Source organism: Pseudomonas umsongensis, assembly GCF_012647205.1.
Lineage (GTDB): Bacteria > Pseudomonadota > Gammaproteobacteria > Pseudomonadales > Pseudomonadaceae > Aquipseudomonas > Aquipseudomonas umsongensis.
In genome coordinates this window covers 3,355,804-3,375,776 of record NZ_CP051487.1, presented here as the reverse complement: position 1 = coordinate 3,375,776, position 19,973 = coordinate 3,355,804, and the positions used below count along the sequence as shown (strand labels likewise).

General features: G+C 53.4%; 19 protein-coding genes and 2 pseudogenes. 16 read left to right on the top strand and 5 right to left on the bottom strand.

What is annotated here, in order from left to right; genetic code table 11:
* Positions 1-68 precede the first annotated feature (68 nt).
* A complete protein-coding gene (locus HGP31_RS15230) occupies positions 69-983 on the top strand; it encodes an SDR family oxidoreductase (protein WP_240963483.1) in 915 nt (304 codons plus the stop codon).
* A 315-nt stretch (positions 984-1,298) separates the two neighbouring features.
* Here the strand turns inward: HGP31_RS15230 and HGP31_RS15225 are convergent, their stop codons facing one another.
* Positions 1,299-2,192, bottom strand: coding sequence for a transporter substrate-binding domain-containing protein (locus tag HGP31_RS15225; RefSeq protein ID WP_168758096.1), 894 nt, complete (start codon positions 2,190-2,192; stop codon positions 1,299-1,301).
* A 521-nt stretch (positions 2,193-2,713) separates the two neighbouring features.
* On the opposite strand from HGP31_RS15225, the gene HGP31_RS15220 reads away from it, so the two are divergent.
* The 9 genes from HGP31_RS15220 (at position 2,714) to HGP31_RS15180 (ending at position 9,962) form a co-directional block, all read left to right on the top strand.
* Complete coding sequence (locus HGP31_RS15220; protein WP_168758095.1) at positions 2,714-3,142, top strand: thiol-disulfide oxidoreductase DCC family protein; 429 nt, start codon at positions 2,714-2,716, stop codon at positions 3,140-3,142.
* A 105-nt stretch (positions 3,143-3,247) separates the two neighbouring features.
* Positions 3,248-3,808, top strand: a complete 561-nt coding sequence (gene folE, locus HGP31_RS15215) for a GTP cyclohydrolase I FolE (protein ID WP_033044513.1) — start codon at positions 3,248-3,250, stop codon at positions 3,806-3,808.
* 35 nt (positions 3,809-3,843) lie between these two features.
* A complete protein-coding gene (locus HGP31_RS15210; RefSeq protein ID WP_033044514.1) occupies positions 3,844-4,554 on the top strand; it encodes an SDR family NAD(P)-dependent oxidoreductase in 711 nt (236 codons plus the stop codon).
* A gap of 14 nt (positions 4,555-4,568) precedes the next feature.
* The gene (locus HGP31_RS15205) at positions 4,569-4,874 is read left to right on the top strand and encodes a DUF6482 family protein (RefSeq protein ID WP_168759178.1); all 306 of its coding nucleotides are present in this window, start codon (positions 4,569-4,571) and stop codon (positions 4,872-4,874) included.
* Positions 4,875-4,899: 25 nt separating this feature from the next.
* Positions 4,900-6,438, top strand: a complete 1,539-nt coding sequence (locus tag HGP31_RS15200) for a cryptochrome/photolyase family protein (RefSeq protein ID WP_168758094.1) — start codon at positions 4,900-4,902, stop codon at positions 6,436-6,438.
* Complete coding sequence (locus HGP31_RS15195) at positions 6,435-6,575, top strand: DUF2256 domain-containing protein (RefSeq protein WP_080725393.1); 141 nt, start codon at positions 6,435-6,437, stop codon at positions 6,573-6,575. Before HGP31_RS15200 ends, HGP31_RS15195 begins: the two co-directional genes overlap by 4 nt.
* A 639-nt stretch (positions 6,576-7,214) precedes the next feature.
* Positions 7,215-7,673, top strand: a complete 459-nt coding sequence (locus tag HGP31_RS15190) for a hemerythrin domain-containing protein (protein ID WP_168758093.1) — start codon at positions 7,215-7,217, stop codon at positions 7,671-7,673.
* 769 nt (positions 7,674-8,442) lie between these two features.
* Positions 8,443-9,015, top strand: a complete 573-nt coding sequence (locus HGP31_RS15185; RefSeq protein WP_168758092.1) for a TetR/AcrR family transcriptional regulator — start codon at positions 8,443-8,445, stop codon at positions 9,013-9,015.
* On the top strand, positions 9,012-9,962 hold the full coding sequence (locus HGP31_RS15180) for a DMT family transporter (protein WP_033041309.1): 951 nt from the start codon (positions 9,012-9,014) through the stop codon (positions 9,960-9,962). The genes HGP31_RS15185 and HGP31_RS15180 overlap by 4 nt, the downstream gene beginning before the upstream one ends.
* A gap of 148 nt (positions 9,963-10,110) precedes the next feature.
* Here the strand turns inward: HGP31_RS15180 and HGP31_RS15175 are convergent, their stop codons facing one another.
* The 4 genes from HGP31_RS15175 to HGP31_RS15160 all read right to left on the bottom strand — a co-directional run bounded on the left by HGP31_RS15175 (position 10,111) and on the right by HGP31_RS15160 (position 15,300).
* Positions 10,111-11,103, bottom strand: coding sequence for a TerC family protein (locus HGP31_RS15175; RefSeq protein ID WP_033041311.1), 993 nt, complete (start codon positions 11,101-11,103; stop codon positions 10,111-10,113).
* Between the two features lie 289 nt (positions 11,104-11,392).
* Positions 11,393-12,952: a sensor domain-containing diguanylate cyclase gene (locus HGP31_RS15170; protein ID WP_168759177.1), complete on the bottom strand. Its 1,560-nt coding sequence runs from the start codon at positions 12,950-12,952 to the stop codon at positions 11,393-11,395.
* A gap of 309 nt (positions 12,953-13,261) precedes the next feature.
* Positions 13,262-14,632: a heavy metal sensor histidine kinase gene (locus HGP31_RS15165; protein ID WP_168758091.1), complete on the bottom strand. Its 1,371-nt coding sequence runs from the start codon at positions 14,630-14,632 to the stop codon at positions 13,262-13,264.
* Positions 14,629-15,300, bottom strand: a complete 672-nt coding sequence (locus HGP31_RS15160; RefSeq protein ID WP_020797495.1) for a heavy metal response regulator transcription factor — start codon at positions 15,298-15,300, stop codon at positions 14,629-14,631. Before HGP31_RS15160 ends, HGP31_RS15165 begins: the two co-directional genes overlap by 4 nt.
* 150 nt (positions 15,301-15,450) lie before the next feature.
* Between HGP31_RS15160 and HGP31_RS15155 the strand changes: the two genes are divergently transcribed.
* The 6 genes and pseudogenes from HGP31_RS15155 to HGP31_RS15140 all read left to right on the top strand — a co-directional run bounded on the left by HGP31_RS15155 (position 15,451) and on the right by HGP31_RS15140 (position 19,959).
* Entirely contained in the window at positions 15,451-15,954 is a 504-nt protein-coding gene (locus tag HGP31_RS15155) for a GlcG/HbpS family heme-binding protein (RefSeq protein ID WP_168758090.1), read from the top strand.
* 10 nt (positions 15,955-15,964) lie between these two features.
* Positions 15,965-16,375, top strand: coding sequence for a hydroxyisourate hydrolase (uraH, locus tag HGP31_RS15150; protein WP_020797493.1), 411 nt, complete (start codon positions 15,965-15,967; stop codon positions 16,373-16,375).
* A 363-nt stretch (positions 16,376-16,738) separates the two neighbouring features.
* Positions 16,739-17,512 (top strand): annotated as a pseudogene (locus HGP31_RS30995) (PAS domain-containing protein); the annotation flags it as partial.
* Between the two features lie 33 nt (positions 17,513-17,545).
* A complete protein-coding gene (locus tag HGP31_RS30990) occupies positions 17,546-18,055 on the top strand; it encodes a methyl-accepting chemotaxis protein (RefSeq protein WP_420850698.1) in 510 nt (169 codons plus the stop codon).
* Between the two features lie 144 nt (positions 18,056-18,199).
* Positions 18,200-18,394, top strand: a pseudogene (locus tag HGP31_RS30520) (DUF6482 family protein); the annotation flags it as partial.
* 26 nt (positions 18,395-18,420) lie between these two features.
* Positions 18,421-19,959, top strand: a complete 1,539-nt coding sequence (locus HGP31_RS15140) for a cryptochrome/photolyase family protein (RefSeq protein ID WP_168758088.1) — start codon at positions 18,421-18,423, stop codon at positions 19,957-19,959.
* Positions 19,960-19,973 lie beyond the last annotated feature (14 nt).

The following is a 19,973-nucleotide window of genomic DNA, read 5'->3' as shown; positions in this document are numbered from 1 at the left end:
TCATCTCCAACTTTTGGTTAAAGCTAATACTACCTTTTGAAGACTAATTTATCCTTGATGCTTTGGTCATGATGGCTTCCCACCTGGTTATCAAGATTGGAAATCAAAGCACCATGGCAAAAATTCTCGTTACTGGCGCGACAGGCAGATTGGGCAATGCTGTCCTGCGTTCACTGGTACAAAAAATCCCGGCATCGGAAGTCGTAGCAATGGCACGTGATACTGAAAAGGCCAGGCCTCTGGCCGAATTAGGTGTTGAGGTACGCTACGGGGATTACACGGACTACGATTCGCTGGTGGCAGCTTTCAGGGGATTAGAAAAAATCTACCTGGTGTCCGCCGTCGCGTTCAGTGATCGTATTGGCCAGCATAAAAACGCGATCACTGCCGCCAGCCGGGCGGGTGTTCGTCATGTGGTCTACACCAGTATTCAACGGATCAACGACGAGCTGGCGCCTATTGAAGGCGTGACAGAGAGCGATATAGCTACCGAGCAATTGCTTGTGAAGTCCGGCCTCACGTACACAATCATTCAACACCCGTTATACGCCGACGATTTGCCCTTCCTCATTGGTGCTAATGCAGCAAAAGAAGGCTTCAGTGCCCCAGTAGGTAAAGGTCGCGCTAGCTTCGCCACCTATGCAGAGCTGGCAGAGGCCGGTGCTTCACTGTTAACCCAAACAGGATATGAAAACCGCACTTGCCTGCTGAACGCGGGACAGACTTGGTCATTCCAGGAGATCGCTGACGGCCTGGCCTTACTGACGGGCAAGGCGATTAGTTACCAACCGATTTCCGTTGAAGCATTTATCGCCGCTCGAGAGGCTGAGGGCTGGCCCACTGCGGTCGCGAAATTCCTCAGTGGCTGGGGTAATGCCATCGACAAAGGCGCTTTCGACCAGAGCAGTCATGCCTTGGAAAGACTGCTGGGGCGTAAGCCAAAATCCCTACACGAAATGCTTCGGAAAGTTTACTCCCTGTGAGTCATCATTCTTAGCTTCTGTGTGAAGAGCCGGCGGGTTGAGGCCTGAATGCCAGGACGTATGTGCGTCACTGCGGATGAAGGCACTGGTGGTGGTTTATAAGCGCTGCTGGTCGAGCAACCTGCCAGGGTAAGCAACAAAAATGGACGTGCAGCACTTCAATAACGTCATGCCACACCTTCCTTGTATTTTCCGGAATAATTTCCGGTAAATCAGAGCTTAGGCAGCGTTAGCATGGCCGGTTGACGCAAACGCCGAACGGAAGGTTGTTCATAACCGGCTTTCAGCAGAATCGGTCGTTTTCACCCGGTAGCTTTACAGCGCTGGTTTGTCACTGCGGGCCTTGAGATTGGCTTTGAGCTGTTCGCTCATTGGCATGTTCAGGTTCATTCCTTTCGGAGGTATCGGTGATTGAAACCACTTGGTGTATAGCCTTTCGAATTCGCCTGACGTCATGAGACGGGTTATGGTGTCATCGACCAATTCCTTGAACTCAGGATCATCTTTGCGAAGCATGCAGCCATAGGGTTCAACTTGCAGCGCATCACCCACTACTTCGAGCGCGTCGGGATTTTTAGAGTTCGCCATGAGGCCAAACAGCAGTACATCGTCCATAGCAAACGCCACGGCACGATCATTTTCAACCAGTGCCAAGGAGTCGTCGTAGTCTTTGCCCAGGACGATCTGTATGTCTAGATTGTGGTCGGTACTGTATTGGCGGATGACCTTCTCGTTGGTGCTACCGGCGGTGCTGGCGACAGTCTTCTTTGCGAGATCGGTATAGTTCTTTATGCCGGAGTTCTTCTTAGTCAGTAGGCGCGTACCGGTGTAGAAATGGCTAATTGCAAAAGCTACGTCCTTGCCACGCGCAGCGTTGTTGGTGGTGGATCCGCACTCCAGATCGTATGTGCCGTTGACCAGCAACGGAATGCGGGTTTGCGAAGACACAGGAATGTAAGCCACTTCCAAGTTCGGCTTCTTGAGCTTCCTGCGCACATCATCAACGATGGCATCGGTTAAATCGACTGAGAAACCCACGGCTTTGGTGGGGCTAATCAAGTAGCTGAAAGGTACCGATGCCTCGCGGTAAGACACGGTGATTTTGTTCCTGTCGGCAACTTTTTCGAGTGTCTGCGAGTTGGCGTGAGGGGTGATGGCAGACAAGCCAGCAGCGAGAATTGCCGCTGCTACGAAATATGAGGTTTTCATGGGACTCCCTTGAAAGTATGAAAAAACACACTGACAAACGTAAAGGATGAGCGCCAATTTCCAGCATTTCTAAAAAATGTTGTTAGAAACATAAAAAAGATACGCCCAAGGAAGGTAGATACTTTGCGCCAGATCAAGAAAATGCGACTCACCTCAGCCCGCTATGCAGCGATGCGCGATGTAGTGCCGTCTGTCAGGGGGTGATGAAACCCTCCCCTCGTATGCTGGTTAAACCAGCCTGGTCGGTGCCCGGCAAGCTGATGTTCTATGTCTGTGTCGCCCTCTTGATCTTCGCCGTACTGGGGCGTGGTGTGCCGCATTTCCGGGGGCAGCCTGTGGCGCTTCCTGAAATACGTCAAAGATAGTCTCGTGATGTTTGCTGCTACGGTGACTGCAGTCGGTGTGCCGCGGGTGAAGCCTGCCTGCCGTGATTGGTTCATTTAACGGCAAAGGAATGCCCGTGATTGTCAGGTCGTTTTTTTGAGCTTATCTTATACAAAACCTATACAGAGACATGATCAATGTATAATAAAAGGTGTTGGCCACTGACGCTGTACTTTGACGGCGATTGCCCGTTGTGTGCGCGAGAAATTAAGGTTCTGCGCCGACACGCCGCAGAGAGCCGACTGCTTTTTGTTGACATAAACAGTGCTGAGTTTGACGCCAAAGCACTTGGTTTCACGTTGGAGCACATGCAGGCGACGCTTCATGCCTGTTTCGCCGACGGCCGCTGGGTTAGCGGTCTGGATGCCACCCTATGGAGCTGGCGTGCCGCTGGCCTGGGATTTTGGGCCCAACCGCTTAGCTGGCGTGCACTCAGACCGCTGCTTGTACTCTGTTATCGGCTGTTTTGTCGTCTTCGTCCCCATTTAGCGTGGTTACCTCACCCCGATGGCCGCCGTCGATGTATCGGTGACCGGTGCGCGACGAAGAGCCTGAGCCACAGGTGATCTCGCGCAACTCGTGTTATCTGCCTCATATCGTGCGCAGTAGAAACGGCCCTACCACCAAGGATTGCCGTCTGATGAAGCGCAGCATGGCTGCGAGGAGTCTAAATGAACCCATCAATAGCCGAGCATTACCGTGAAATTCTCGTCGCCATAGGCGAGAACCCTGACCGTGAGGGACTGCTGGATACGCCCAAGCGCGCAGCCAAAGCGATGCAGTACCTTTGCAACGGCTACACGATGAATCTTGAGGAAGTTATCAACGGCGCACTGTTCGAATCGCTGAACGACGAAATGGTCATCGTGCGCGACATCGAACTGTATTCATTGTGCGAGCACCACATGTTGCCCTTCATCGGCAAAGCTCATGTCGCGTACATCCCGACAGGCAGGGTATTGGGCCTGTCCAAGGTCGCACGAGTGGTGGATATGTTTGCCCGACGCTTACAGATTCAGGAAAACCTCACCAAACAAATTGCCGACGCCCTTCAGCACATGACCGATGCAGCCGGTGTGGCTGTGGTTATTGAGGCAAAGCACATGTGCATGATGATGCGAGGCGTGGAGAAGCAAAACTCGGTGATGACCACATCGGTGATGCTGGGCGCCTTTCGCGATTCGTCCGCTACGCGTCACGAATTCCTTCAGTTGATAGGACGAATCGGTTAGCGCCGAAAAAACATGTCTTTCTGCGCAGAGGCTAAATGAACAGTTCCTTCCGTATGAACTCCCTTGGCGAGGGCTACCGTGCTTTGGTGATAGGCGCCAGTGGAGCGCTTGGCACCGCGTTTTGTGAGTTGCTCAACGAAGATCCAAAATGTTCGGTTGTTCGTGAACTGGGGCGCAACAGTGCTCCAGGATTGGATCTGGAAAAGCCCGACAGTATCGCCAGCGCGGCCGTCGAATTAGCTGAAGAAGCTCCTTACCAGTTGATTTTGCATGCTGCCGGTCTGCTTCATCGCGAAGACATCAAGCCTGAAAAAAGTTACACATCTATTGAATCGGATGCGCTCCAGGCGATATTCCAAGTCAACACACTCGGGCCTGCACTTGTTTTGCGTCACTTCCTGCCCTTGCTTGACCCCCACGGCGTGATGGCGGTGCTCTCCGCCAAGGTGGGCAGCATCGGCGATAACCGTTTGGGGGGCTGGTACGCCTATCGCGCCTCCAAGGCAGCATTGAACATGTTGATTAAAACGGCTGCGATCGAACTCGCACGGACACGCCCTCATACCCGCTTATTGAGCCTTCATCCTGGCACCGTCGTTTCGGGCCTTTCACAACCCTTTCGTAGTGCCTCGGCAGCCAGGCCGGCAAGTATTGCTGCCGAGGAGTTGTTATCACTGATTGATCGTTTGGCGCCTGCCGATAGCGGCAATTTCTTTGCATATACCGGAGAACGCCTACCTTGGTAGGCAGGGAGTGAATGTTGAATCTGCAAGCGTTGACCGAACGGGCCGCGAAGGGAGAAGTACGAGAGCTGGAGCTGCTGTCTCTGGAAGGCGGTTTTTATCTGGCGCGAGTCAGACTGGATCACGGCCAGTTCACGCTGCTGACCGATGAAGCAAAGCCTATTCACCTTCACTCCATTAATCATCTGCGTGAGTTGTTGCAGTTTGTCCCACCATTCCCCTGCGTGCTTGTGCAGCAGTGTGTCCATGACGAGATGTGCGGCTCACGGGAAGGGCCCATCGAGTCGTTACGCATTTCTTTTTCGCTGACTGCACCCTGGTGATTCTCTTTCCTTTGGAACCTGTCGAATGAACAAGACTCACCGACTATGTTTGGTCTTGGGTGACCAGTTGTCCTTCGACCTGCCATCATTAAAGGGGCTGGATGCCGAGCAGGATACGATTCTGCTGGTTGAGGTGATGGAGGAAGCTAGCCATGTACCTCATCATCCGCAAAAAATCGCGCTGATCTTCAGTGCGATGCGCCATTTTGCCGAAGCATTGAAGCAGCTCGGCCTGCGAGTGCAATACGTCACCCTTGACGATCCGCACAACAGCGGATCGGTGCCAGGAGAGTTACGACGTTGGCAGTCGCTGCTGCACCCAGTGGAACTGCACCTGACCGAGTGTGGAGATTGGCGCCTGGAGCAGTCGCTCAAGGACTGTGGCTTAGCGATCCATTGGCATAGCGATAGCCGTTTTCTCTGCACCCGCGCCGAGTTTTCGTCCTGGGCCAAGGATAAAAAACAACTGCGCATGGAGTTCTTTTATCGTGAGATGCGGCGCAAGAGCGGCTTGTTACTCAATGGTGACGGCAGCCCGGTCGGCGGCGCCTGGAACTTTGATGCCGAAAACCGAAAGGCACTTCCCAAAGGCTTAAGAGCCCCCTCGCCCATGCGCTTTTCGGCCGATGCGATGACACAGGACGTGCTGGAGCTGGTCGCAAAAAACTTCTCCGGCCACTATGGCGCCCTCGACAACTTTGACTACCCGGTGACCCACGACGATGCCCAAGCCTTGTGGGACTACTTCCTCGACTGGGGGCTGGCAGCCTTCGGCGACTACCAAGATGCGATGGCCAGTGATGAGCCCTTCCTGTTTCATGCGCGGATAAGCGCCGCGCTGAATATTGGTCTGCTGGATCTGCGTAAATTGTGTAACGACGTGGAAGCTGCTTATTGGGCGCACAGGATCCCGCTGAATGCAGCTGAAGGCTTTATCCGCCAACTCATCGGCTGGCGTGAATACGTTCGGGGCGTCTATTGGCTGAAGATGCCCGACTACGCCTATGGCAATCTGTTTGGCAACAGCAGACCGCTCCCAGAGTTCTATTGGACGGGCGACACCAGGATGAATTGTATGGGCCAAGCGATCGGCCAAAGTTTGAAACATGCCTATGCCCACCATATCCAGCGGCTGATGGTGACCGGCAACTTTGCACTGCTGGCCGGCATCGCGCCAACCCGGATTTGCGACTGGTACCTGGCGATCTACATGGACGCATTCGACTGGGTCGAACTACCCAACACACTGGGCATGGTCATGCACGCCGATGGTGGTTACCTGGGCTCCAAGCCTTATTGCGCCAGTGGCCAATACATAAAGCGCATGTCCGACTACTGCCGTAATTGCGTGTACAAAGTCAGTGAAAGCACGACGGACGACGCCTGCCCTTTCAATTCGCTTTACTGGCATTTTCTAATGCGTCACGCCGACCTTTTGCGCGGCAATCAGCGCATGGGCATGGTCTACAAAAACCTCGATCGCATGACTGAATCAAAGCAGCAAGCGCTATGGGATCGTGGCCAGAAACTGCTCGCCAAACTGGATGCCGGGGAGTCGTTTTGAAGAAGAGTGAACTCCCGGTCAAAACCTGTGCGGTCTGCGGACTGCCCTTCGCCTGGCGCAAGAAATGGGCGCGCTGCTGGGCTCAAGTGCGCTACTGCTCGCAGCGTTGCCAACGGCGCAGGAGCATTGAATGGTGAGAGTGTGAAACAGATAAGAGTACGTCTCCTGCAGGGACTCAAAGCACCCGAGGATCTACGCCTTCAACTTGAGTCTGGTAGGTGGTCTTCAGTCGCAGCTTCTACACATTAGGCACAGAGATTAAAAGCTCTGGTCGTGGTCTCGCAGTAGAAATCCGTTTTGTTTCGCATGGATCCCCTTTCCGTTCGAATTTCAGGGACAACAGCTCTCGATATCATCTTCACGCCCTATCCAAGCCCCCTTCGCTATTAGTGGCCATATGACACCATCGCAAACGACCGTTGTCAATTTCCGATTTGGAGCATGAGCGGACATGAGTTGACTGGAAGCTTCCTAAAAAACGCTCGGGATCTACCTTATGGGCGGCACCGCTCTCTCCCTCGGTATTCGCGCGACGACATCCGAAAGATCTAAATGGTGCATATGATTATTCATTTAATATTTAATTCTTTCAAAAGGCGGCAAATTTTCGGGGATGAGAGCTCTATGCTCGCCTATACTAAAGATGTTAAGTCATTTTGGCGAGCTCGATTAACAAGGTATTGATATATATGGAAATTTAAAATATTGGTTGCCTTTGAGGTTGCTAGTTAATAAATTTTCTGTGAGATGGTTTGGTGTCGTGACGAGGTTTTGATATGAACGTCTTGTTGAAAGAACTTCAGGCCTATCATCATGAGGCAGCTATAAAAATCACTCAGATCAAAGAGTTGCTGAGGAAGATAAGGCATGAATCCGATGGTTCTGATGACTGCAAGTTGTTGTTCAAGATGCTGGAAGCCATGCATGGTGACGCAGAACAACACCACCATGAAAATGAAGAACTTATTCGGCTGTATTTGCTAGGGACTGAGGCACCGATCCACCGACGGGTCAAGGATATCGAGCGAGATCATCAAGCATTTGGACGCATTGCTGGACAGCTAAAGATGTTGGAGGATACAACTCAGGAAACGAGAGTAATTGCTGACACTATCGATGACTTTATCAAAAAATATTTCGATCATATGGACTCGGAGGAAAATATTTTCTTTCCGTTGGCAGATAAGTGGCTGTCAGACGAGCAGTGGCAGGAAATAAAACGTCAGTGGCATTAATTGGGTCTTATCGTAGACCTTAAAATTCTAGCTACTACTTAGTCCGCGATCTAACAAGCTCGGTTTGCTTTGCTTGATTTGGTAATCGGAAAATTGAAATGCGCTCATTTAAGCCTCTTCACTTTTTCTCCGGTGAGAAAAATTATAAACTCGGAATCGCTGATTTGACTGACCGGCCAAAAATCTATCGCGCGCAAATATGATGATCCGTTAACCCACTTTGACTCATCGCCAATCATGGCATCTCGTGACGACTGGCTCGTTGATTCAACAATCGTGTATTGCCGTCCAAACTTACCTATTGCTTCGAAGCGATCGGTTTCTTGAAGACGACCTCCATTTCGGTTGATAGATGTTAAAAGATAGCATCGTGGCGCTAAATTGCCAGAAAACGGGCTTGTTTCAGCTTCAGTGATTTATCCGATGTAATAGGCAAGCCCTCAAACGTCGCTGCAAGCGTAATCGGCTTCAAAGATGATGTTATTGGCGCTTTGCCGACCTCTACAACTAGCCCCATAAATGCACATCCTTACCCAGTGGATCGATTCCCGTCACATACCAGAGGCAAGAGCGTATGCGTTAACCACTCGGGTGCAGGGTGCGTTTAGCTAGCGTAGCGAACGTCCTGATTGGCCAAACCTACGATTTACTGCCGCCTTAGCATGCTGTGGCTTGTGTCGTAGCGGCCATGATTCAGGTCGTATTTGGGTACATCCAGATCTTACCGGTCAGTATAGTCAATTCCGTCCCTATGCCGGAGTGCCTTAAATTGGACAATACCCGCGAGCGCTTGATTGACTCAGCGCTGAAGCTATTTCTGTCACAAGGTATAAACATTACTGGTGTGATGGCCATCGCCGCGATGGCGGGCGTTACCAAGATGACGCTCTACAACCATTTCCCCTCCAAAGATGCGCTGATAGTGGCTTGCCTTGAGGAGCGTGACCGACGCTGGCGTGAAGAGGTAGCGCGCACCTTGGCAGGGCATCCTGACCCGGTCAGTGGCATGCTCGCTTTTTTCGATTTGTATCAACGCTTTCTTTTGCAAGATAGCGAGCGCGGGTGCCTGTTCGTCAACAGTGCGGCTGAATTCCCCAAGTTTAGCCACCCTGTGCATTTGGCAGTGAGCAGGCATAAGCAAGGGATACGCGAAAAACTTACTGACTTGGCTGTGAGCGCCGGTACAAGCGACCCTGACGCAGTTGCTGAGGGGCTCTTTATCTTGCTGGAGGGTAGTTTTGTCAGCGGCGCCATGGGCCAGGATGTGCGGGTATTCGACACTGCCCGGCACGTAGCTCATTGCTGGATCCGGAAGCTGTGCCAGAAGGAGCAGAGCGTATGACCCTAGGTTTAATAGCGGCCATTGCCGCCACTTTTTCCTGGTCCCTTCTCTACATCTTTCCGGGGTTGGTCGGCGATTACAGCCTTTTTGATCTGGCTGTGGTGAGCTATGCCTTTGCCGGTTTAGGTAGTCTGCTTGTGCTGTTTGTTTACCGTAGCGAAGTGAGGCAATTGCGACTCACCGACTGGGCCTGTGCAGCACTGCTGGGCTTCTTGGGATACATCGGCTACTTCTTCCTGATCACCACTGCGGTCTTGGCAGCTGGGCCGGTGATTCCTCCGGTAATGATGGGGTCAGTACCGATTGTGCTAGCGATTGCCGGTAACATGCGAAGCTCCAGCGTGCCCTGGCGCGCCATTGCCGGGCCGCTGCTGGTGGCCGCATTGGGCATAAGTTTGGTCAACTTGAGCGTGTTTGATTTTAGCGCCGCAAAGGTGGTGCTCCCGACCCATTCGATACTGCTGGGGCTGCTCGCATCGTTAATGGCAATTGGATTTTGGACGGGCTTTGGATTGTTAAATGAAAGTGCTTTGGCTCAGCGCCCAAGCATGTCGCCAATGTTGTGGTCAGCCATGCTGATCTTCATGTGCAGCGTCGAGATGCTGGCGTTCATACCCGTTGGTCTGCACTTGAACCTGTCCCACTTCGCTAGCCATCCGAGCGGGTTAGCAGGTACTCAGGCGCTATTAGTCTGTGGGTTGATTCAGGGGTTAGGGGCTACCCTTGCGGGTGCCTGGGCGTGGTCAATTGCAACTCGACGTCTACCTTTGGCGCTCAGCGGGCAATTGATCGCCAGCGGAACCATTTATGCAACTACGATGGGCCTGCTGATCAACCAACGCTGGCCCTCTCCTATGGAAGCGCTTGGGACAGGGTTGCTATTGGTCGGGGTGGTATGGGCAATTCACGCCTTTTATCGCAGGCAAACACGCCTCGTGGTGGGATAACTGACCTTGGCCAAAACTAATTCGACTGCGCCGGCAGCAGTAATAGCCCCTTTGGTATCCTTTGCAGCGTCTTGTTCATCACTACCCCATTTCTCAGAGTCGCCAATTCGCTAGGAGGTAGCCGACCGGGGCCACCACCTTTTTGGATTTACTCCTGCGTGCCAGCAGAGGCCTGGACGCGGGTTTTCCACAGCGACAGCAGCACACCGCCCAGCAGCAGCACCAGGGTCACGCTCAGGGAAATAACCGCCGGAATCTTGCCGATGATGCCGACCAGGAAGATCTTGCCTCCGATAAACACCAGCACCAGTGCCAGCGCGTACTTTAGGTAGGCGAAGCGGTGAATCATCGCCGCCAGGGCGAAATACAACGCACGCAGGCCAAGGATGGCGAAGATGTTCGAGGTGTAGACGATGAAGGGGTCTTGGGTGATGGCGAAGATCGCCGGCACACTGTCCACGGCGAACACCAGGTCGGCACACTCGATCAGCACCAAGGCCAAGAACAACGGCGTCGCCCAGACCACGGACTTGCCGCTGGCATCTGCCTGACGGACAAAGAAGCGCCCTTCATGCAGTTGCTCGGTCACCCGCATGTGTTTGCGCAGGAACTTCACCAGCAGGTTTTCGCTAAGGTTTGGATGGGCATCGACCTTGCTGAACAGCATCTTCACTCCAGTTAACAGCAGGAAGATGCCGAACACATAGAGAATCCAGCTGAACTCGGCGATCAGCGCCGCCCCCAGGCCAATCATGATCGCGCGCATCACGATGACACCGAGAATGCCCCAGAACAGCACCTCGTGCTGATACCTGCGCGGGATAGAGAGGAAGCTGAAGATCATCGCCATCAGGAACACGTTGTCCATCGACAACGATTTCTCGATCAGAAAACCGGTGTAGAAATCCATCCCGGCGTCAACCCCCTTGACCTGCCAGACCCAGAGGCCAAACAGCAAGCCAGCCGTGATATAGCCAGCAGACAGCAGCAGACTTTCAGTAACGCCGATTTCTCGCTGCTCACGGTGGAGAACCCCGAGGTCGAAGACCAACAGGCCTATCACGATGCTGATAAAGACTAGCCACAACCAAGTGGCGGTGCCGAGGAACTCGGCCAGGAAGAACGGTTCTAGGGCAGTCATGAGCCCCTCCTCTAAGTGTCGAAGTTGTACAAACTGCAACTCCGACATGGCAGCGGGTAGCTGTCAGAGGGGCCCGGCATTGCGACATCAAATCTAGAGAGACGCGTGCGGTTTCTCAATCACACAAGAGTTGCAAGTTATTTCATTCTGGAAGGCCGCATCAGAAGTCGGAATGCCGATATGCAAAAATGATATCTGCATCCAGAGAACCTTTAATAGAGCCTGGCTCCCTGGCTTTTTTTGTTGCCGAACTTAGCGATTAAATGAGCCTGAACATCCTATTAGCATCTCAAGCTTGCGGGGACTCAGTCATCGCGACTCCTCTTCGCCCCAGTTGTTTAACGCCATACATGGCCTGATCCGCTGCCTTAAGCAATGTATCGAGACTATTGCCATGGATAGGACAGAGCGAGACACCAATACTGCACGATATTGAAAGCTCTCCCGCACTGGTCACGACTGTCTGCTCGATGGTTTCGAGCACTCTCGCCGCCTTCAGTTCCGCACTCTCGGGGTGGGTAATGCCTGTAACCAGAATCACGAACTCATCCCCGCCGTAGCGTGCGATGGTGTCACACGAGCGAGTGGCTTGAAGCATGCGATTTGCGACCGCTCGGAGAACCTGATCGCCGACCTCATGGCCGTACTTATCGTTGATATCCTTGAAGTGATCCAGGTCGATCAACAGCACGGCAAACGGAACCCCGTTCACGTTCCAATCGGCGGAGGCCTGTTCAAAGCGATCGGCGAAAAGGTAGCGATTAGGCAATTGGGTGAGCACGTCATGAGTTGCGAGATAAACCGAGCGTTCGTGTTCAACCTCTGCTCTTTCGATCGCTTTGAAATGCCGAGTCAACACCACAGGCACAAGCACGAACGCCCCCGCGAGAACCGCAAGGATGATCAATGTTTGCGCTGTCAGAATATCCTCCAATCGCAACTGACGCTCAAACAACAAGGTCATCGGTTGCGAAACACTCCTGATCTCGACCCGGTCAGATAGCGCCGGTAATAGGAAGCGATCCAAGATACAGGCTTGCTCGGTCTGCGTTGAAAAAACATTGCTTTCAGATCCTGCAGCGGTTTTCAGGGCCGCACTGACGCGAACCAGGGGATCCACGTTCGCATAACTCACAGCATCCTTTAGCGAATCCGTCTTGATCAAAAGCAAAGACACCATCGTGCTGCCAAAGAAATTGGGGCGAGTGTTCTCTCGATCCTGTTCAGGACGAATGACTGACTGCATCAGAATGTAAGCGTCACCGCCCTCATACATTGAGAAAACAGGCGATACGACCGGCTTCTGATTATTGTGTGTTCGAGCCAACGCATAGGAGAGATAGGCGACGGTTTCTAGCTTGACGCCATAGATCGAACTCGATTCAGGGAGTAAGGGGTACATGAACAACACAGGCCAAGTCTCATTGAGATAGACCTGATGTTGCGCAGGTTGGTGAGTGAGACTCGGAAAATCCTTGAGTTGAAAGTCTGGACGCCAAGTACGGCGCAACAGATCTTCAAAAGCCGCCTGTTCGGCGATGGGTACCGCCCGCGCCGCCTCAAGCATATAAATATGAGGGTAAGCGGCTAAAACGACAGCTGCATACCGGGCCGCAGCTTCCGTATCGCTCTGATCGACGGCCTGAAGAAATGCCGAGAAACCCGCCAGCACAGCCTCATTAGTATCAAGCTGATTTCGCACGATACCTGAAATATTTTGCACGTATTCCGAGAAACGCTTTTCTCTACGCTCAGTCTCAGACTTCAGCAGTAACAGAGCTGAAAAACCGACCAATCCGACAGCGAGGATAATGAAACCTGCCAGGGAGCGGCGCCGCCTGGTAAGCATCACTTTAACTTTTCCAAGGCGCAGAGTGAGAGCCGAGCCTTGGCAAGCACCGTTGAAGCTAAAAGAGATCGCGGGTGAACGAACGATAAATGCCGATTTGAAGGTCGCTGAGCATTGAAAAAAATTCCCAAGGAATCAGATCCGATACGATTTGTGCTCTGCACTGCGACTCCCCCTTTCGCATGTGCTCGAAAGAAAAATTTTCGAGCTCCATTTGCTGCTTCCTCGATGGTCACCACTGCAACGAGACTCACTATAGGGCAATTTGCCATCATTCGCTGTGTCGTGTGCAATACCTTCGGTTAGAGCTCAGGCGTTTATAAGGGGAAACTCCAAGTGAAAGCTCGTACCTGCGTCACTGCTATCAACGGTTATACAACCGCCATGCAGTTGCATAATCGAACGAACGATGGCCAATCCCAGACCACCTGAATCGTCGGGTTGATTGCGTGATGGGTCACACCGGTAAAAGCGCTCAAACAATCGTGGAAGATGTTCTGCCGCAATCGGCTCGCCGTGGTTGTGCACCGTGATGTTGAGACGGTGCTCCAAAACCCTGCTGCAGATCGTCACTGCAGAGGTAGGAGTTGCATAGCGCAGCGCATTCGCCAGCAAGTTAGCCAGTGCTCGACGGATCAAGCCTGGATCCCCCAGCAATTGATCCTGGGCCTGGTTTATCAGCTGTACATCTCGTTCTTGCGCTACCCCTTCGAAATACTCACAGAGCTGCTCGATCAGATCGTGCAGGTTGATTTGCTCGAATTTTACGCAAGCGTTTGGCTGCTCGGTGCGAGCGAGAAACAGCATGCTGTCGATCATGCGGGCCAGCCTTTCATACTCTTCCTGATTGGAAACCAGCAGGTTCTGATAGTCCTCTATAGAACGACTGCGCCTCAGGGTTTGTTGGGTATGTCCCATCAGGTTGCCTAGTGGGGTTCGCATCTCATGGGCGAGGTCTTCGGAGAAACGTGAAAGCTGGGCGAATCCGTCCTCAAGGCGTGCAAGCATCTGGTTGAGGGCATTACACAGCGGTTTGAGCTCATTCAGCTCACTGAACTCATCCAGCCGCAGATGCAGATGCTGCACATCGATTCCGGCAGCGCGCTTGGCCAGCAGGCGCACAGGGTGCAGGCCTCGTTGACTAACCCACCAACCGAATGCAAAAGCCAATAGCGCTCCGACTGACATGGCCAACCAAAGCCTGAGTCGGTAAACCCCCAGCATCTGCTCACGCTCAGCCAACAACTTGCCAGCGATCAGGGTCAAGCCGCGATCACCCTGCATGACATCCTGCCAGGCAAGCCGCACAGGCTCGGAAGAGTGATCCTCAACAAGGCGCGCCTGGGGGGCAGCCGGCAACTTTGGAAAAGTCATACCCACCGGGTTGATTTCGATCAACACCTTGCCGGTGTCATCGACAATCCATAGCAGACTGTCGCGATTGCCCAGCATGTTTTCGTAAAGCTTGGGCCGAGCTCGCAGTTGCTCGATGCTGTCGCTATCGCTGATCAATGCTTGCATTCGCTCCAGGCGTCCCAGCAGGGCTTGGTCGTCGCGCCACGCAATCTCTCGCTGTAACGATTGATAAAGATAAAAACCAATGGAGCCCAGTAACAGTGCGCTGACCAATGCGAACATGATCGCCAGGCGCAGGCTCAGGGTGCGCGGAAAAAGAGTCAAGATTGCACCTCAAGCATGTAACCGATACCACGCACTGTGTGTATCAACTTGAGCGAGTATGGATCGTCGACCTTGGCCCGCAGGCGACGAATCGCGACATCCACCACATTGGTGTCACTGTCAAAGTTCATTTGCCAGATCTGTGAGGCAATCAACGAACGCGATAGCACCTCCCCTTCACGACTGAGCAGAAGATGCAGCAGGGCGAATTCCTTGTTGGTCAGGGTGAGGCGCTCTCCGTTGCGCGTTACCTTGCGTCGCAACAAATCCAGGCTCAGGTCGCCAGCCACAAAATGCTCCACCTCGCGAGGCGGGCCACGGCGCAGCAAAGTGCGTACGCGCGCCAACAGCTCGGCATAGGAAAAGGGTTTGACCAGATAATCATCGGCCCCCAACTCCAGCCCTTTGACCCGATCATCAACCGAATCACGTGCGGTGAGAAACAGCACCGGGGTCTGCCACTTACGGCGGATGATTTGCAGCAATTGCCAGCCATCCAACCCCGGCAGCATGACATCCAGAATGATCAGATCGTACTCACTCTCCTGCGCCAAATGCTGGCCATCCAGCCCGTCAAGGGCGATCTCTACGACATAGCCCGATTCAGTCAGGGCTTTGCGCAGGTAATCCGCCATTTTCGTTTCATCTTCAACCACCAGGATACGCATTTTTTCCTCCAGGACTGGAGCACAGGCTAGCCCGCTTCGCTGATTTCTCACATTACATATTGGTAATCCGCAGGCAATCATTCTGACGGGGTGCGCTGTTCATGATGTCTGGCAATGACTCAGACAGACTCAACCCACCAAGGAAACAGCATGCGTAAAAGCCTATCGACTTCATTGCTGATCCCACTCGCAATGAGCTCTGCATTCGCCGTTGCAGCCCCGGATCAAGTTGCGCAGCGCAAGGACGTGTCACTTGCAATGGCCAACGATTTGCTAAATGCCGCGCTGACGGCCTGTCACGGCGATGGCCGCACAGCCGTTGCCGCAGTTGTCGACCGTGGCGGCAATCTGGTTGCCGTGCAACGCGATGACAATGTCGGCCCGCACAACACCTTAGCCGCACAACGTAAAGCCTATACCGCCCTGTCGACCAAGACGTCGACGCGCGTGTTGGCGGAGCGTGCTCGCGCTATTCCAGATGCTGAAAACCTCAACACCCTCGATGAGTTGTTACTGCTCGGTGGAGGCGTGCCCTTGAAATTCGATGGTCAGGTCATCGGCGCCATCGGGGTGGCTGGTGCGGGGGGCGCAGCACACGATGAAGGTTGCGCAGAGGTCGCTATCAACAAAGTTTTACCTGCCGTTAAAAACTAAGGACATCACCATGACTGTATTGAAAAGCTTCTTCGCTGGCGCTGTATTGAGTGCTCTTTCAGCCCTTGCATCAGCGGCAACAAATCCATTGAGCGTGCATGTACTCAACTTGCAGGATGGCCTGCCCTCCCCTGGAGTCAATGTCACGTTGGAAAAACAGGATGGGAAAAACTGGGACATGCTCAACAGCGCGGCAACCAATGAGCAAGGTCGTATTACCGGGCTGTATCCGGAAGGTCGGGGTCTGGAGAAAGGTACGTACCGTGTCACCTTCAAGACTGGCGAGTGGTTCAAGGCGCACAAAACATCCAGCTTCTTTCCGGAGGTACCCGTCATATTTGAGGTGGACGGCACTGTCCCGCACTACCACATCCCGTTGCTTCTCAGCCCCTATGGTTTCTCCACGTACCGAGGAAATTGATAAATAAGCGATACCCAATGGTAGCCGCCCGAAGGGGAAGACAGCCGCCCTACTCGAAAGGGCGGCACTGTGGCCTGACTTTGCGGCGTCAAAACCTTGCGCGATAACCGGCTACGGAAATGACTTTAGGCGCCATCCGTGCGCCCCTTTCAGTCGGATATTGAGTGCTCTGCCAATCATGCGGCAGCTGCGAAAAGAGAGGGGCAAACGCCGATGCGCAATCCCCTACCCGATCAATGCGTGATTCGCGATCAACGTGCGTACCTCGTGTTTAACCACGGATTTTCTTGTACAATCTCTATCGCTATGTATAAGTATTGCGTTTAATGAAAGTGCCAAGCAGTCCATACCACTGAGGTACATATGTTCAACTCGCAAATCAAAAAAGAACTGGCCATCAGCCAGCAGCGCTTGGCCGACTGCGAAGCCACCCTCGCTGCACTGGGTGGCTCCATGGCTCTGATTGAGTTCCAACCTGATGGCACTGTCCTCGACGCCAATACCAATTTCCTGAGACTAATGGGCTATCGCCTTGAGGAAATTCAATCCCGGCATCACCGCTTATTCTGTACGCCGACATACGCCAACAGCCTCGCTTATCAAGATTTTTGGTCGCGCCTGAGCAAGGGTGAGGTCATAAACGACAACTTCCTGCGCCTGGACAAACAAGGGCGTGAGATCTGGCTGGGGGCCACTTATAACCCAGTTCGCGACATATCCGGACGGGTGATCAAGGTCGTCAAGATTGCGACTGATGTCACTGCCCGGGTACAGAAGGAACAAGAGCAGGAGAGCCAAATCAAGGCGATTAACCGTTCCATGGCAACCATTGAGTTCAACCGGCAGGGAGAAGTGATCAGCGCCAACGAAAACTTCCTTGCAGTGATGGGTTACCGCCTGGATGAGATTATTGGCAAGCACCATCGTCTGTTCTGTGAGCATAGCGAAAGTGAATCCAACGAGTACCGACAGTTCTGGGAGCGCTTGAATCAAGGCGAATTTTTCTCCGGTAACTTCAAGCGCCTCAACAACCAGGGACACACCGTCTGGTTACGTGCGACTTACAATCCGGTGTTCGACGCCAACGGCAGCCTTTACAAATTCGTCAAGTTTGCGAGCGATATCACTGCTCAGGTGCTCCAGCAGGAAGCTGAGTCACGAGCCGCGCGCATGGCCTGTGAGACTTCATTGAAAACCGACGGTACAGCGCGCGAAGGAGCACGAGTGGTGCAGGAGACAGTGGATGTCATGCAAAGCCTGGCTGGCGAATTGAATCACGCAGCCGAAGGTATCAATGCTGTCAGTCAGCAGTCGGAAGTCATCAGCAGCATCGTGCAGACCATCCGTGGCATCGCCGAACAAACGAATCTTCTCGCACTTAACGCAGCCATCGAAGCGGCGCGTGCCGGAGAGCAGGGTCGTGGTTTTGCGGTGGTCGCCGACGAAGTGCGCAATCTCGCTTCGCGCACAAGCCAAGCCACCACCAAGATTGTCGAGGTGGTGCAACACAATCGTGAATTGGCCAAGGGGGCCGTGACCAGGATGGAGGCGAGTAAAGACAAGGCAGAACAAGGCGTCAAATTAGCCGGTGAGGCTGGACAAGTGATCCTGGATATTCAGGACAGTGCTCGCCAAGTCGTACACGCGATCAGCAATTTCTCGTCGGCATTAGCACGATGATTCAGCCTTGCAGCCTTGTGCAAAGTCTTGTTTTGTCAGCATCAATTTTTTACCCAATGCGGCCTATGTTATGCAAAACCTATACGCGACCATACCATCTGTACAATAAAGAGCATCGACCACTGACGCTGTGTCCTGAGCGTGAAGTTAACTTTACTGGACGATGTAGCGAAGCCTATGCACCTTCGTTCTATCAATCACCTGCGTGAGTTAATGCCGCTTGTCCCGCCATTTCCATGCGTGCTTGTGCAGCAGTGTGTCCATGACGAGATGTGCGGCTCACGTGAGGGTCCCATCGAGCCGTTGCGCATTCCTTTCTCCCTGGCTGCGCCTTGGTAAGTCACATTTAGGCTGGATCCTGTCAAATGAACAAGACTCACCGGCTATACCTGGTCTTGGGCGACCAGTTGTCCTTCGACCTGGCCTCATTGAAAGGGCTGGATGCGGAGCGGGATACGGTTCTGCTGGTGGAGGTAATGGAGGAAGCCAGCCACGTGCCCCATCACCCGCAAAAAATCACCCTGATCTTCAGCGCCATGCGCCATTTTGCCGAAGCGTTGAAGCAGCGTGGCATCCGCGTGCAGTACGTCACCCTTGATGACCCACAGAATAGCGGAACGGTGCCGGGCGAATTGCGCCGCTGGCAGGCGCTGCTGCACGCAGAGGAACTGCACCTGACTGAGTGTGGTGACTGGCGCTTGGAGCAGTCGCTCAAGGACTGCGGCTTAGCGATCCAATGGCATAGCGATAGCCGTTTTCTCTGCAGCCGCGCCGAATTTTCGTCCTGGGCCAAAGATAAAAAACAACTGCGCATGGAGTTCTTCTACCGAGAGATGCGGCGCAAGAGTGGCCTGTTGCTCAATGGCGACGGCAGCCCGGTCGGCGGCTCCTGGAACTTTGATGCGGAAAACCGCAAGGCATTACCCAAAGGCGTGAGCCCCCCCTCGCCCGTGCGCTTTTCGGCAGATGCGATTACCCAGGAAGTGCTGGCGCTGGTCGTAAAGAACTTCTCCAGCCACTATGGCGTCCTCGACACCTTTGACTACCCGGTAACCCACGCCGACGCCCAGGCGTTATGGGACTATTTCCTCGATTGGGGTCTGGCAGCCTTCGGCGACTATCAAGATGCGATGGCCAGTGATGAGCCCTTCCTGTTCCACGCGCGGATCAGCGCTGCACTCAATATTGGCCTGCTGGATCTGCGTGAATTGTGCAATGACGTGGAAGCTGCTTACTGGGCGCACAGGATTCCGCTGAACGCTGCCGAAGGCTTTATCCGCCAACTCATCGGCTGGCGTGAATACGTGCGAGGGGTCTACTGGCTGAAAATGCCCGAGTACGCCAGCGGTAATCTGTTTGGCAACAGCAGGCCGCTTCCGGAGTTCTATTGGACGGGCGCTACGAAGATGAACTGCATGAGCCAGGCGATCGGTCAAAGTTTGAAACACGCCTATGCCCATCATATCCAGCGCCTGATGGTGACCGGCAACTTTGCGCTGCTGGCCGGCATCGCGCCGAGCCAGATTTGCGACTGGTACCTGGCGATATACATGGACGCGTTCGACTGGGTTGAACTGCCGAATACGTTGGGGATGGTCATGCACGCCGATGGCGGTTACGTGGGCTCCAAGCCTTATTGCGCCAGTGGCCAATATATAAAGCGAATGTCTGACTACTGCCGTAACTGCGCTTACAAAGTCAGTGAAAGTACGACGCACGACGCTTGCCCTTTCAACTCGCTCTACTGGCATTTCCTGATGCGTCACGGTGACCTTCTGCGTGGCAATCAGCGCATGAGCATGATTTATAAGAACCTTGATCGCATGCCTGAATCCAGGCAGCAGGCACTATGGCAACGTGGCCAATTTTTGCTCGCGAAACTAGATGAAGGTGAGTCATTCTGAAAAGAGTGAACGCC

What these genes read in the sequence shown, in the direction of transcription:
- HGP31_RS15230 (WP_240963483.1), top strand. Translation starts at nt 69, where the DNA reads ATGATGGCTTCCCACCTGGTTATCAAGATTGGAAATCAAAGCACCATG.
- HGP31_RS15225 (WP_168758096.1), bottom strand. Translation starts at nt 2,192, where the DNA reads ATGAAAACCTCATATTTCGTAGCAGCGGCAATTCTCGCTGCTGGCTTG.
- HGP31_RS15220 (WP_168758095.1), top strand. Translation starts at nt 2,714, where the DNA reads ATGTATAATAAAAGGTGTTGGCCACTGACGCTGTACTTTGACGGCGAT.
- folE (WP_033044513.1), top strand. Translation starts at nt 3,248, where the DNA reads ATGAACCCATCAATAGCCGAGCATTACCGTGAAATTCTCGTCGCCATA.
- HGP31_RS15210 (WP_033044514.1), top strand. Translation starts at nt 3,844, where the DNA reads ATGAACAGTTCCTTCCGTATGAACTCCCTTGGCGAGGGCTACCGTGCT.
- HGP31_RS15200 (WP_168758094.1), top strand. Translation starts at nt 4,900, where the DNA reads ATGAACAAGACTCACCGACTATGTTTGGTCTTGGGTGACCAGTTGTCC.
- HGP31_RS15190 (WP_168758093.1), top strand. Translation starts at nt 7,215, where the DNA reads ATGAACGTCTTGTTGAAAGAACTTCAGGCCTATCATCATGAGGCAGCT.
- HGP31_RS15180 (WP_033041309.1), top strand. Translation starts at nt 9,012, where the DNA reads ATGACCCTAGGTTTAATAGCGGCCATTGCCGCCACTTTTTCCTGGTCC.
- HGP31_RS15175 (WP_033041311.1), bottom strand. Translation starts at nt 11,103, where the DNA reads ATGACTGCCCTAGAACCGTTCTTCCTGGCCGAGTTCCTCGGCACCGCC.
- HGP31_RS15170 (WP_168759177.1), bottom strand. Translation starts at nt 12,952, where the DNA reads ATGCTTACCAGGCGGCGCCGCTCCCTGGCAGGTTTCATTATCCTCGCT.
- HGP31_RS15160 (WP_020797495.1), bottom strand. Translation starts at nt 15,300, where the DNA reads ATGCGTATCCTGGTGGTTGAAGATGAAACGAAAATGGCGGATTACCTG.
- HGP31_RS15155 (WP_168758090.1), top strand. Translation starts at nt 15,451, where the DNA reads ATGCGTAAAAGCCTATCGACTTCATTGCTGATCCCACTCGCAATGAGC.
- uraH (WP_020797493.1), top strand. Translation starts at nt 15,965, where the DNA reads ATGACTGTATTGAAAAGCTTCTTCGCTGGCGCTGTATTGAGTGCTCTT.
- HGP31_RS30990 (WP_420850698.1), top strand. Translation starts at nt 17,546, where the DNA reads ATGGCCTGTGAGACTTCATTGAAAACCGACGGTACAGCGCGCGAAGGA.
- HGP31_RS15140 (WP_168758088.1), top strand. Translation starts at nt 18,421, where the DNA reads ATGAACAAGACTCACCGGCTATACCTGGTCTTGGGCGACCAGTTGTCC.